Annotated in this window: 11 protein-coding genes; 4 read left to right on the top strand and 7 right to left on the bottom strand. The window is 67.4% G+C overall.

Annotated elements, in window-relative coordinates; genetic code table 11:
• Positions 1-159: 159 nt before the first annotated feature.
• Entirely contained in the window at positions 160-1,254 is a 1,095-nt protein-coding gene (ddlA, locus tag AC5P5W_RS13720; RefSeq protein ID WP_053494686.1) for a D-alanine--D-alanine ligase, read from the top strand.
• Between the two features lie 76 nt (positions 1,255-1,330).
• Here the strand turns inward: ddlA and AC5P5W_RS13715 are convergent, their stop codons facing one another.
• The 3 genes from AC5P5W_RS13715 to oleC all read right to left on the bottom strand — a co-directional run bounded on the left by AC5P5W_RS13715 (position 1,331) and on the right by oleC (position 4,215).
• The gene (locus AC5P5W_RS13715; protein ID WP_005407633.1) at positions 1,331-1,486 is read right to left on the bottom strand and encodes a DUF1328 domain-containing protein; all 156 of its coding nucleotides are present in this window, start codon (positions 1,484-1,486) and stop codon (positions 1,331-1,333) included.
• Positions 1,487-1,567: 81 nt separating this feature from the next.
• Positions 1,568-2,560, bottom strand: a complete 993-nt coding sequence (gene oleD / locus AC5P5W_RS13710; RefSeq protein ID WP_014645546.1) for a 2-alkyl-3-oxoalkanoate reductase — start codon at positions 2,558-2,560, stop codon at positions 1,568-1,570.
• On the bottom strand, positions 2,557-4,215 hold the full coding sequence (gene oleC, locus AC5P5W_RS13705) for an olefin beta-lactone synthetase (RefSeq protein WP_041862955.1): 1,659 nt from the start codon (positions 4,213-4,215) through the stop codon (positions 2,557-2,559). Before oleC ends, oleD begins: the two co-directional genes overlap by 4 nt.
• 104 nt (positions 4,216-4,319) lie before the next feature.
• Here oleC and AC5P5W_RS13700 point away from each other — a divergent pair, with 104 nt between their 5' ends.
• Complete coding sequence (locus AC5P5W_RS13700) at positions 4,320-4,751, top strand: YkgJ family cysteine cluster protein (RefSeq protein ID WP_029380125.1); 432 nt, start codon at positions 4,320-4,322, stop codon at positions 4,749-4,751.
• 111 nt (positions 4,752-4,862) lie between these two features.
• Here the strand turns inward: AC5P5W_RS13700 and AC5P5W_RS13695 are convergent, their stop codons facing one another.
• The 4 genes from AC5P5W_RS13695 to AC5P5W_RS13680 form a co-directional block, all read right to left on the bottom strand.
• Positions 4,863-5,753 (bottom strand): alpha/beta fold hydrolase, encoded by an 891-nt coding sequence (locus AC5P5W_RS13695; protein ID WP_072167325.1) that lies wholly within the window; start codon positions 5,751-5,753, stop codon positions 4,863-4,865.
• 140 nt (positions 5,754-5,893) lie between these two features.
• Entirely contained in the window at positions 5,894-6,910 is a 1,017-nt protein-coding gene (locus AC5P5W_RS13690; RefSeq protein ID WP_014035559.1) for a 3-oxoacyl-ACP synthase III, read from the bottom strand.
• A 103-nt stretch (positions 6,911-7,013) separates the two neighbouring features.
• On the bottom strand, positions 7,014-7,331 hold the full coding sequence (locus tag AC5P5W_RS13685) for a DUF4156 domain-containing protein (protein ID WP_005407628.1): 318 nt from the start codon (positions 7,329-7,331) through the stop codon (positions 7,014-7,016).
• 214 nt (positions 7,332-7,545) lie between these two features.
• A complete protein-coding gene (locus AC5P5W_RS13680) occupies positions 7,546-10,395 on the bottom strand; it encodes an insulinase family protein (RefSeq protein WP_197574838.1) in 2,850 nt (949 codons plus the stop codon).
• A 416-nt stretch (positions 10,396-10,811) separates the two neighbouring features.
• Here AC5P5W_RS13680 and AC5P5W_RS13675 point away from each other — a divergent pair, with 416 nt between their 5' ends.
• Together AC5P5W_RS13675 and AC5P5W_RS13670 are read left to right on the top strand one after the other, a co-directional pair.
• Positions 10,812-11,288: an XAC0231 family protein gene (locus AC5P5W_RS13675; RefSeq protein WP_014645542.1), complete on the top strand. Its 477-nt coding sequence runs from the start codon at positions 10,812-10,814 to the stop codon at positions 11,286-11,288.
• A 69-nt stretch (positions 11,289-11,357) separates the two neighbouring features.
• Positions 11,358-11,837, top strand: coding sequence for a tRNA (cytidine(34)-2'-O)-methyltransferase (locus AC5P5W_RS13670; protein WP_197574835.1), 480 nt, complete (start codon positions 11,358-11,360; stop codon positions 11,835-11,837).
• Positions 11,838-11,844 lie beyond the last annotated feature (7 nt).

The following is an 11,844-nucleotide window of genomic DNA, read 5'->3' as shown; positions in this document are numbered from 1 at the left end:
TTGGTAGATGCCGACCTTGGTCGGCGCTGGATGTCAGTGGGCCAACCATGGTTGGCCGCTACCCGAGCCGGCAGCCCGGTGATTCATCTGTGCCTCACCTGGGTGGCTATGGAAGGTTCATGCTGTACGGCCACGCAACGCACAGGACATCGCATTCCCATGGCACGGACCCGGGTCGGCATCATCTTCGGGGGCAAATCCTCCGAGCACGAGGTTTCACTGCAGTCGGCGAAGAACATCCTCGATGCGCTTGATCGCGAGCGCTTCGAGCCGGTGCTGGTCGGCATCGACAAGCAGGGCCAGTGGCATCTGAACCAGCCGGACACCTTCCTGATCAACGCCGATGATCCGTCGCGCATCGCGCTGCATCGCTCGGGCCAGTCGCTGGCGGTGCGCCCGGGTGCGGAACAGGCACAGCTGCAGCCGTCCGATCCGGCCAGCGCGCTGGGCCAGATCGATGTGGTGCTGCCGATCGTGCATGGGCCGCTGGGCGAAGACGGTGCGCTGCAGGGCCTGCTGCGCATGGCCAACCTGCCCTTCGTCGGCTCGCCGGTACTGGGTTCGGCAGTGGCGATGGACAAGGACGTGACCAAGCGCCTGTTGCGCGACGCTGGCCTGCAGGTGGCACCGTGGCTGTGCATCCGTCGCCACCAGGCGGCAACGGTCGATGTCGATGCGGTGATCGCACAGCTCGGTCTGCCGCTGTTCGTGAAGCCGGCCAACCAGGGTTCGTCGGTGGGCGTGAGCAAGGTCAAGGACGCAGCGGGCTTCGCCGACGCACTGGCATTGGCGCTGCGCTACGACCACAAGGTGCTGGTGGAATCGGCGGTGGTCGGCCGCGAGATCGAGTGCGCGGTACTGGGCAACGCGCACCCGCAGGCCAGCCTGTGCGGCGAGGTGGTGGTGCACGACGAGTTCTACGCCTACGACACCAAGTACATCAACGAAACTGGCGCCGAGGTGGTGGTACCTGCGGATATCGATGCCGCAACCCAGGCGCGCATCCAGCAGATCGCACTGCAGGCCTACCAGGCGCTGGAGTGTGCCGGCATGGCGCGCGTGGACGTATTCCTTACTGCCGGCGGCGGGATCGTCATCAACGAGGTCAACACGCTGCCGGGCTTCACCCGCATCAGCATGTACCCGAAATTGTGGGGTGCCAGCGGAGTCGATTACACGACGTTGATTACGCGCCTGATCGAACTGGCACTGGAGCGTCACGAAGCCGATCGCGGATTGCACAGCGCCGCGTAGCGTTGTGATCGCCCGCAGAGCCGAGCATGGCTCGACTCTGCGGAAAGCGATGCCGGCCAGCGGCCGGCACTACCGGCTAGCCGCGCTTGCGGAACATCGAGATCACCGCAAGGATCAGGAACACCACGAACAGGATCCAGGCGATGTTCGTTGCGGCGCCGGCAATGCCGGAAAAGCCCAGAACGGCGGCGATGATGGCGATGACAAAGAAAATGATGGCGTAATGCAGCATGGCGCTCCTCGCGGGTGGTCGAGCCTTGGATGGCGTGGGTCCATCCTCCCGATCCTGCGGTGTGCAACCAGTGACGGCGATCTATGCAGCAGATGAAGCCTTCAGCCTGCGCAGCCCTTCTTCGATGCTGACCTGCGGCACATAGCCGAAATCGCGGCGGGCCGGCTCCATGCTGTACCAGTGCGGCGTGCACAGCTGCTCGGCCAGGAAGCGGGTGAGCGGCGGCTCGCCACGCAGGCGCAGCAGCGGCCACAGCCGTTCGCAGACCGCGCCGATGCGATAGGCGGTCTTGAAACTGATCGCCTTGTCCACCGTCGGCGCGCCAACAGCGGCCAGCAGCCGGTTGACCAGCTCGCGCATGGGCAGCGGTTCGCCGTTGGAAATGAAGTAGGCCTTGCCCGCACACGCGGCACCCGGCGCCAATGCCTCGAAAGCGAGGAAATGCGCGAGCGCGGCGTTGTCGATGTAGGTGGTATCGACCTTGTTGTTGCCGTCGCCGACCAAGCGCAGGCGACCCTGACGTGCACGCTCGGCCAGGCGTGGCACCAGCTGCTGGTCACCCGGGCCCCAGATCAGGCGCGGGCGCAGTGCCACCGTCGCCAGCGATACATCGTTGGCGGCCAGCACGCGCTGTTCGGCGATCGCCTTGGTCGCCGCATACGGTGCCTGGAAGTCCTCGCCGTACGGCACCTCGTCAGCCCCCAGGCCTTCCACCGGATGCGTGGCGCGGTGGGTCACGCTGGGCGTTGAGGTGTAGACCAGCCGGTTGATGCCGTGCGCGCGGCATGCCGCAATGACATTGTCGGTGCCGACCACGTTGGCCTGGTGGTAGCTGTCATAGCTGCCCCAGGCGCCGGCCTTGGCGCCGTTGTGGAACACCGCATCGACGCCGGCCACCGCGTGCAGCACTGCCTGCGCATCGGCCAGATCGCCGCGGATCTGGCCCACGCCCATGGCCTGCAGTTCCGGGTAGTGGCTGCGGTTGAACGCCAGCACCTGGTGGCCACGTTCGACCAGCCCGCGGCACAGCGCCTGGCCAAGGAAACCACCACCACCGGTGACCAGGATCTTCATGCGCGCTTCTCCAGTTCGGCGCTGGCCCAGACGGCGAGCTTCTCGCGGCCGATCTTGGCGTTGTGACGGATATCGACGGGGAACGCGGGATGCATCAGGAAGTGCTGCAGGCCGGCCTCAGGGGTGCGCGCTGCGGCATGCGCACGCAGCGCTTCCTGCAGCGCCGGGCTGTCGCTCTGGCCACGCTGCAGTTCCACGCACAGCACCGGTACCTGCGCACCCGCCGGGCCAACGCCGACCAGTGCCGTGCGTGCCACGCCGGGCACGGTATTGAACACCGGCTCGACCTGTTCGGTGTACAGCGGCCCTTGTGCGGTTTCCACGCGATGGGTCTTGCGCCCGCAGAACCACAGCCGGCCCTGCGCATCGAAGTAGCCCACGTCACCCATGCGATGGACGATGCGGGTGCTGCCATCGGCCAGCGTCTCGCGGATCTTCGCTGCGGCCGTGGCCTGCGGGCGGTTGAAGTAGCTGTCGGTGGCGGTCGGGCCAGCCACCGTGATTTCTCCCACTTCGCCAACCGCCAGCACGCGCGCCTGCGACCAGTCGGCCAGCGGCGCGTCATCGATGGCGATGATGCGCACTTCGTTCGGGGCCACCACGCTGCCCACGCAGGTGCCGGCGCCGGCCTCGGTGGCCGCGCGGGTACGCTCCAGCTCACGCCCCTCGACCACCGCCACCGGCAGGCACTCGGTGGCGCCGTACGGGGTCCAGAACTGCGCATCGGCGGGCAGCAGGCTGCGGATGGTGGCGACCACGTCCGGCGGCACCGGCGCACCGGCCGAGGTCACCCGGGTCACCGTCGGCAACGGTCGGCCATGCCGGGCCAGCACCCGCATCAATGCCGGCGAGCCGAACAGCTGGGTCACGCCGAAGCGCTGGATGGCATCGTGCAGGCGTGCCGGATCGGCCTGCGCCGGCCGGGTCGGGTCCATGTCCGGGATCACCGAGGTCAGGCCCAGCGCCGGGTCGAACAAGGCAAAGGGCGGGAAGGTCGGCAGGTCCACGCCGCCCGCTTCCATGCCGAACGCGCTGCCCAGCAGCTGGATCTGGCCCACGAAGTGGCGGTGGCGGTAGACCACGCCCTTGGGCACACCGGTGGAGCCGCTGGTGAACAGGATCGCCGCCATGTCCTCGCCATCGGTATCGGCCAGCATCGCCCCGCCCTTGGCGCCGGCGCGCTCCAGCGCAGCCAGGCTGGTACCGCCCCAGCCGAGGCGGCGGCCAACGGTGACCAGGCGGGTCGCCGACGGCGCCCAGCGCAGCGCCAGCCGCGCCACGTGCGCCAACGGAATGCCGATGAAGGCCTGCGGCTGCGCCTCGTCCAGGCACTGTTTCAGCGCGCGCTTGTCGATGCCCGGATCGACCAGCACCGGCACCGCGCCCAGCTTGAACAACGCGAACATCAGCAGGAAGAACTCCGGCGACGGCCGCACCATCACCACCGTGCGCACTCCACGGCCGATCCCATAGCCGGCCAGGCCGGCGGCCATGGCATCACTGCGGGCGTCCAACTGGCGGTAATCCAGGGTGACATCGTAGGCGGCCATGCCGTTGCCGGCGCCCCGGCGGCCCGGGCAGCGGATGGCGATCTGGTCAGGGCGTTCACGCGCCAGTTCAGGCAGGCGCGCGGCAATGTTGCAGGGTCGGTTCATCCGTTCATTGTCGCCGCTTACGGAATTTCTTGCGCGGCGGCCCACTTCGTGGAAAATCCGCACCCTCGTTCCTGATTCCGACTGCCGCCCGAGGCGGCTTGCCCATGCAACATCCCTGCATGACCTGCGGCGCCTGCTGCACCCAATACCGCGTGGCCTTCCACTGGATGGAATCGGACGAGGTCACCCCCGGCGGCGTGCCGCACCAGCTGACCGAGGTGCTGGACCCGCACCGCCTGTGCATGCGCGGCACCCACTCCAAGCCGGTGCGCTGCGTGGCGCTGGACGCGCAGATCGGCGTGTACTCACGCTGCACCATCCACCCCAACCGGCCCAGCGTGTGCCGTGAGGTGGATGCATCGTGGGAGTACGGCAAGGCCAGCCCGCAGTGCGACAAGGCACGCATCGCCTACGGCCTGGACCCGCTGACGCTGGCCGACTGGCGCTGGCGCGATGACGCCGACAATGACGACGATCACCCGGACGACAACGGCAACAGCCCGTCCTCACCGCCGCAGGCACCGGTCGCGGCGTAGTAGTGCCGGCCGCTGGCCGGCAACCTCATGAACCCTTCGGGTGTGCCGACCAACGGTCGGCACCCACCGGAAGAGGAAGGGGTGGGTGCCGACCGTTGGTCGGCACACCGATCAGATCGGGTTGGCGTCCAGGAACGCGCGGATCTCCGGCACCAGCACTTCGTGCTTGTCTTCCAGCACGTAGTGCCCGGCGTCCTCGAAGGCATGCACCTGGGCCTGCGGCAACGCGGCCTGGAAGCCCTTCAGGAAGTGGTGGTCGAACACGAAGTCGCGCAGGCCCCAGCCGAGGAAGGCCGGTCGGTCGGCGAACGACGGCAGCGCCTTGCCGGCCCGCTCCAGCAGCGACCAGGCCTTGTCGGCCGGCGACAGCGGGATGTCCTGCATGAAACGGATGGTGCTGATCCGGTTGGCCCAGCTGTTGTACGGCGACACGTAGGCGCGGCGCACGTCGGCCGGCATCTTCCGCTCCACGCCCAGCCACGAGGCACCGGACGAGAACGCGTTGAAGCTGCGGATGATCCACTCGCCGATCTTCCAGTGGCGGCCCAGCGCGATCTGCCACGGCATCTTCTTCGCCGCCGGCATCGGGAACGCAGCGGTGTTGAGCACCACCAGGCGCTTGACCTGGTCGTGGTGCGACAGCGCCCAGCCGAAACCGATCATGCCGCCCCAGTCGTGCACCGCCAGGGTCACCGGGCCGGTGATGCCCAAATGCTTGAGCAGCGCATCGAGGTCATCAACGCGCGACTGCAGCGTGTACTCGTAGCGGCTGTCATCGGGCTTGTCCGACAGGCCCATGCCGATGTGGTCCGGCACGATGCAGCGGTATGTGTCCGACAGGCCGGCCACCAGCGTGCGCCAGTAATAGCTCCACGACGGGTTGCCATGCACCATCACCACCACTTCGCCATCGCGCGGGCCTTCGTCGAGATAGTTCATCGACAGGCCGGGGCGAACCTCGAAGCGCTGCGGGTGGGCGGGGTAACCGGGAAGATCGCGCATGCGGAGCACCTAGGGAGAGTCGCGGCGCAATGTGGAGCCGAACCGATGCTCGGCTGCTCTCCGGTCCGCTGCGGAAGAGCCGCGCTGCGCGCGTGAGCCGAGCATGGCTCGGCTCTACAGGAGGTCGGGCAGCGGGCTGCTTACCAGACCACTTCAGCCATCGAGCAGTTCAGGCCGGAACCAATGCCCAGAAGTGCAATGCGATCGCCCTTCTTCAGCTTGCCCAGCTGCTTGAGCTTGCTCAGCACGATCGGCACCGAGGCCGGGCCGATGTTGCCGTGCTCGCCGAAGATGGTCATGACCTTCTTCGGGTCGATGCCGAAGTTCTTGATGAACGCAGCGGTGTGCGGCTGGCTGACCTGGTGGATCACGAACTGGTCCAGCTCTTCCACGGCCCAGCCCAAGGCGATCTTGGCGGCGGTGAAGGTCTTCTGGGCCAGCTTGATGCCTTCGATCAGCAGCAGGCGGGTATCGGTGACCATGCGGTCCAGATTGCCCAGGCACAGCTGGTTCCACTCGGTGGCCGAACGGGTCACGCCACCCTTGTAGCGGGGTGCATCCGGCACCAGTTCCGAGCGCGCCATCACCATCGCGGCGGCGCCCGAACCGGTGGTCAGGGCGGCCAGCTCGTTGCGGAAGTCGTCGGCGGTGACGTCCGGGGCGGTCATGCGCTCCAGGGTCTTCTCGTACACCAGGTTGGCGGTCTCGCCATCCACCACCAGCGCGTAGTCGATGTCGCCACGCTCGATCATGCGCGCCGCGATATCCATGCCGTTGATGAAGGCCAAGCAGGCATTGGCGACGTCGAAGGTCATGCACTCGTCGCTGACGCCGAGGTTGCCCGACACGATCGAGGCGGTGGACGGCTCCAGGTAGTCGCGGCTGACCGAGGTGTTGACCAGCAGGCCGACCTGCGTCGCATCGATGCCTGCGTCTTCCAGCGCCTTGCGGCCGGCCATGGTGGCGGCATCGGACGCCAGCACGCCGTTGTCCCACAGGCGGCGGGCATGGATGCCGGCGATATCGCCGAGCACGTCGGTGCGGATACCGAGGCGATCCAACGTCGGCTGCAGCCGCTCGTTGATTTCCTTGGTCGTCAGCGTATGCGGCGCATCAACGTGTGCCAGGCCGGCGATCGAGACATTCTTGAAGAGCATCGAGGTTAGCGCCAAGGCTCAGGCAAAAGGGGGCGCTATTCTATAACCCCCGGGGCCTTCACCGCATCTTTACGAATTCAGGCTTGGCCGTATGGTGAAGCGTTCAGCGCGGCGGGCACTGGAACGCGGCGAACCGCTGGCTGCCATCGGCGGGCGCGGCGGCGGCCTGTACGGCGTTGGCGCCGGCACTCGGGGCCTCGTTGCGGGCCAGGGTTTCCAGCTCTTCCTGCACGCGCAGCGGGTTGCGGTTGTAGAAGCCGACCTTGCTCTTCACGGTGACCACCACCTCGCCCTTGGCGATGCAGCCGGCCGGAACCGGACCTGCCGGCAACACGCGGGTCGCCTTGCCGGCCGGTTCGATCGGCACCCAGGTACAGGCAGTGACGGTGAGCAGCAGAGAGGAAAGCAGCAGAACGCGCATGGGCAGATCCTGGAAGGGTATGGGGCGATTCTGCCTGAACAGCCTGAATCGGGGGTAGCCGGGGCCGGGGTCAGAGCCTCCTGCGGGGGATCCGACCCCAGGTCGGCGGAGGGGTCGGATCCCCCGCAGGGGGCTCCGACCCCTTAAGGGGTTGCCGGCCAGCGGCCGGCACTACCGGGGGAGCCGGCCCGCCACAGGCGGGCCGGTTCGTGCCTTATTTCTTGACCGGGTTGCCCTCGGCGTCGATCACCGTCACCTCGCCCAGGTTCAGCGCGCGCACGGCCGCTTCGGTCTGCTTGAGATCGCCCACCACCACCCAGGTCAGGGCCTGCGGCTTGATCTCGGCAGCGGCCTGCTGCACCTGCGCCGGGGTCATCGCTTCGATCTCGGCCTTGCGACGCAGCACATAGTCGTCCGGGCGCTTGAACTGCACGATCGAACCGATGGTCGCGGCCACGGCACTGGCGGTCTCGTAGGCACCGGGCAGGCTGAGGGTCTGGATGTTGCGGATGCGGTTGACTTCGGCAGCAGTGGCCGGCTTGCTGCCGTCGGCGAATGCGGCGATCTCCTTGCGCATTTCCGCCAGTGCCGGGCCGGTCTTGTCGATCTGCACCGGCGCACTGGCCATCCACGGGCGCTGGCCCACCGAACTGGTCGCGCTGCTGCGCGCGCCGTACGACCAGTGCTTGTCCTCGCGCAGGTTCATGTTCAGGCGCGAGGTGAAGTCGCCGCCGATCACGCCGTTGGCAATGTCGAAGCGGGTCGAACTGGCGGCGCCGGACGGCGCCACCACTTGGCCGGCGAACAGGTTGGCCTGCACCGCACCCGGCTGGTCGATCAGGAACACGCGCGGGCCCTTCGGCAGCGCGACATCGGTGGCCGCCTTCACCTGCGGCGCCTCGCCGGTCGCCTTCCAGTCGCCCAGCTGCTTGTCCAGCAGCGGCACGATCTCGGCCAGGGTGGTGTCACCGACCACGATCAGGGTGCCATTCTGCGGGCGCAGCCAGTCGTGGTGGAAATCAACCAGATCTTCGCGGGTCAGGCCGTTGATCGCCGCCTCGTCGCCGCTGCCGGTGAACGGGATGGCGTACGGGTGGCCCTTGCCGTACAGCAGCGGCGGCAGCACGCGCATGGCCACTGCACCCGGGTTCACCTTCTCCTGCTGGATGCCGGCGATCCAGGTCGCCTTGACCCGGTCGATCTCGCCCTGCTCGAAACGCGGTTCGCGCAGCAGGTCGCGGTACAACGCCAGCGACGGTGCCAGGTTTTCCTTCAGCGCCGACAGGTCCACGCTCATCGAGTCCAGGCCGGCCGAGGCATCCAGGCTGGCGCCCAGTGCGTCGGCGGCGTCGGCGAAGGCCAGCGAACCGAGCTTGCCGGCGCCTTCGGTCATCAGGCTCATGGTGAAGTTGGCGGTGCCGGGCTTGCGACCCTGGTCGGCGCTGAAGCCGCCCGGGAACTGGTAGCTGAACTGCACCACCGGAATCTCGTGGCGTTCGGCCAGGATCACCTGGGTGCCGTTCTTCAGCGTGGCGCGCTGCAGTGCCGGGAACTTCAGCTGCGGGAACTCGCGGGTCTGCGGCACGCCGGCCTTGCGGTCCACCTGTTCCGGCAGGGTGCTGTACTTCGGGTCCACCGCCGGCACGGTGAACGGCTTCGGCGTCTGGCTCGGTTCTTCCTTCAACGCCACGCGCTCACCCGGTGCGATCACCAGGGTGTGGCTGCCCTTGTCCAGCCACTCTGCGCCCAGGCGGCTCAGATCGGCGGCACTGGCCTTCTCGATGTTGGCCAGCGAGGTGCGGAAGCAACCCGGGTCGCCGGTGAACACCGCGCACTCGGCCAGCGCATCGGCCTTGCCGCCGAAGCCACCGATGCGCTCGATGCCACGGATGAAGCCGGCACGGGCGCCGGTCTTGGCGCGCTCCAGCTCGGCCGCGGTCGGGCCCTGCTTGATCAGGCGGTCCAGTTCCTCGTCGATGATCTTCTCGACCTTGGCCGGGTCCTGGCCCTGCTTGACGGTCGCCACGATCACGAAGTTGGAGCCCAGCTGCGAGGTCGACAGGCCCGAGCCGATGCTGTCCACCAGCTTGTCCTGGTGCTGCAGGCGCTGGCTCAGGCGTGAGGACTTGGCGCCGCCCAGCACTTCGGAGAACAGCTGCAACTGGTCGATGTCGGCGGTGCCGACCTGCGGCACGTTCCAGGCGCGGTAGATGCGCGCCTGCGGCACCTTGTCGGTCATCGTCTCGCGGGTATCGGCACTGCGCTTGGCCACGTTCACCGCCGGCTGCGCCATGGTCGGGCCAGCGGGGATGCTGCCGAAGTACCTGGCGACCTTCTCCTTGGCGGTGGCCAGATCGATGTCGCCGGCCAGCACCAGCACCGCGTTGTTCGGGCCATACCAGGTGCGGAACCAGGTCTTCACGTCATCCAGCGAGGCCGCGTTGAGATCGTTCATCGAGCCGATCACGCCGTGGTGGTACGGGTGGCCAACCGGATACAGCGCCTTGTTGATCTGGTCCCAGGCCTGGCCGTAGGGCTGGTTCTCGCCCTGGCGCTTCTCGTTCTGCACCACGCCGCGCTGCTCGTCCAGCGCAGCCTGGTCGATCGCACCGACCAGATGGCCCATGCGGTCCGACTCCATCCACAGCGCCATGTCCAGCGCGGTGGTCGGCACGTTCTCGAAGTAGTTGGTGCGGTCGGTGTTGGTGGTGCCGTTCTGGTTGGTGGCACCGACCTGCTTGAACGGTTCGAAGAATTCGCCGTCGTGGTTCTCGCTGCCCTGGAACATCAGGTGCTCGAACAGGTGCGCGAAGCCGGTGCGGCCGGCCGGCTCATCCTTGCTGCCCACGTGGTACCAGACGTTGACCGCGACGATCGGCGCCTTGCGATCGGTATGCACGATCACGCGCAGGCCGTTGGGCAGGGTGAACTGCTCGTACGGGATATCGACCTTGGCCGGTGCCGTCGGCCTGGCGGCAAGCGCGGAGGTGGGCGCAAGCGTGCCCAGGGCGGTGCTGAGGGCGACGGCCAGCAATGCGGCGCGCGGGCGAAGGGCGAGAGACATATCCGGATCCTTGGTCACATAGGTGAACCCCGATCCTAGCCTGCGCAGGCAACGGCAGGAATCGGTCGCCAGTCACTGGGGGTGTTTGCCCTGAAGGCCATCCGGCCCGGCCCCAGCCGGGGGGCGTGAACCGTCACATGTGCCGGCTGAAGGCGTCCGGACAGTGTCCGCGGCACATCGAATGGACAGGTGTCCGCCCACCGGACACTTTTCGATTGATAAAAAACCCTTGTAAATCAATGAATAAAAGTTGGCACGGGGATTGCTTGGCCCTTCCTGCGCCAGGAAGGGCTTCAGACGCAAGCTGACTGAAGACTGAACAAATGCAGGAAATCGAAAATTCTTCTTGCATCCCCAGAATTGGTGTACTACCTTACTACCACACCACTTATCACCAACACTAAACAGGCCCCGTCATGAACGCCAAGACCATTGCCATCGCCATCGCCCTGATCGCCGGCACCGCGGTTGTTTCGTCGGTGCAGGCCTCCGAATCCATCAAGACCCTGGCCACCGTGCAGGTTCGCCCGGCCGCCGACCAGCTGGCCCAGCAGGCCTGGGAACAGGCCAGCGGCATCCCGACCCTGGCCACCGTGGAAGTGCGCCCGAGCGCCGACCAGCTGGCCGAGCGCAACGGCTACGTCGCCGCCCCGGTCGCCGCCGCGATGCCGATCACCACCCTGGCCTCGGTGGAAGTGCGCCCGAGCCTGGAACAGCGCGTCGCCCTGGCCGCCGAACTGGAAGCCCAGCGCTACGCCGCCACCCTGGCTGCCGCTGCCACCAGCGTCGCCAACCAGGTGATCGTCAACCTGCCGGCCCTGCAGGTGCGTCCGAGCGCTGCAGACCTGCAGGCCCTGGCCACCGAAACCGCCCAGGTCCTGCTGCGCCCGTAAGCGGTGCCGCCCTGCCCAGCGCAGGGCGTGCGCCGTAGAGGCGGCCGCCGTCGCAGGTACACTGCGCCGATGAATGCCGCGCCCCAGTTCCACGTAATCCTGTTCCAACCGGAAATCCCGCCCAACACGGGCAATGTAATCCGGCTCTGCGCCAACACCGGCTCGCAGCTGCACCTGGTCGAGCCGCTCGGCTTCGCACTGGAAGACAAGCAGCTCAAGCGCGCCGGCCTGGACTACCACGAGTACTCGCGCCTGCAGGTGCACCCCGACCTGGACACCGCGCTGGCGCGGATCGCACCGAAGCGGTTGTTCGCCCTGAGTACGCGTGCCAGCGTCCGCTACGACAGCGTGGCGTTCGAAGATGGCGATGCCTTCCTGTTCGGCCCGGAAAGCCGTGGCCTGCCGCAGGACGTGCTCGATGCGCTGCCGGATGGCCGCCGCCTGCGCCTGCCGATGCGGCCGGGCAACCGCAGCCTCAATCTTTCCAACACCGTTGCCGTGGTGATGTACGAGGCGTGGCGGCAGCACGGGTTTGCCGGCGGCGCGTAAACCGCTC

This window comes from Stenotrophomonas sp. YJH_SMC_123, from assembly GCF_059368215.1.
Note: the sequence above shows the minus strand (reverse complement) of the source record. Positions and strands in the feature narration are given on the sequence as shown.

Coding starts and splice junctions, on each gene's coding strand:
- AC5P5W_RS13685 (WP_005407628.1), bottom strand. CDS start 7,331: ATGCGCGTTCTGCTGCTTTCCTCTCTGCTGCTCACCGTCACTGCCTGT.
- AC5P5W_RS13695 (WP_072167325.1), bottom strand. CDS start 5,753: ATGCGCGATCTTCCCGGTTACCCCGCCCACCCGCAGCGCTTCGAGGTT.
- AC5P5W_RS13715 (WP_005407633.1), bottom strand. CDS start 1,486: ATGCTGCATTACGCCATCATTTTCTTTGTCATCGCCATCATCGCCGCC.
- AC5P5W_RS13670 (WP_197574835.1), top strand. CDS start 11,358: ATGAATGCCGCGCCCCAGTTCCACGTAATCCTGTTCCAACCGGAAATC.
- oleC (WP_041862955.1), bottom strand. CDS start 4,215: ATGAACCGACCCTGCAACATTGCCGCGCGCCTGCCTGAACTGGCGCGT.
- AC5P5W_RS13675 (WP_014645542.1), top strand. CDS start 10,812: ATGAACGCCAAGACCATTGCCATCGCCATCGCCCTGATCGCCGGCACC.
- AC5P5W_RS13700 (WP_029380125.1), top strand. CDS start 4,320: ATGCAACATCCCTGCATGACCTGCGGCGCCTGCTGCACCCAATACCGC.
- ddlA (WP_053494686.1), top strand. CDS start 160: ATGGCACGGACCCGGGTCGGCATCATCTTCGGGGGCAAATCCTCCGAG.
- AC5P5W_RS13690 (WP_014035559.1), bottom strand. CDS start 6,910: ATGCTCTTCAAGAATGTCTCGATCGCCGGCCTGGCACACGTTGATGCG.
- oleD (WP_014645546.1), bottom strand. CDS start 2,560: ATGAAGATCCTGGTCACCGGTGGTGGTGGTTTCCTTGGCCAGGCGCTG.
- AC5P5W_RS13680 (WP_197574838.1), bottom strand. CDS start 10,395: ATGTCTCTCGCCCTTCGCCCGCGCGCCGCATTGCTGGCCGTCGCCCTC.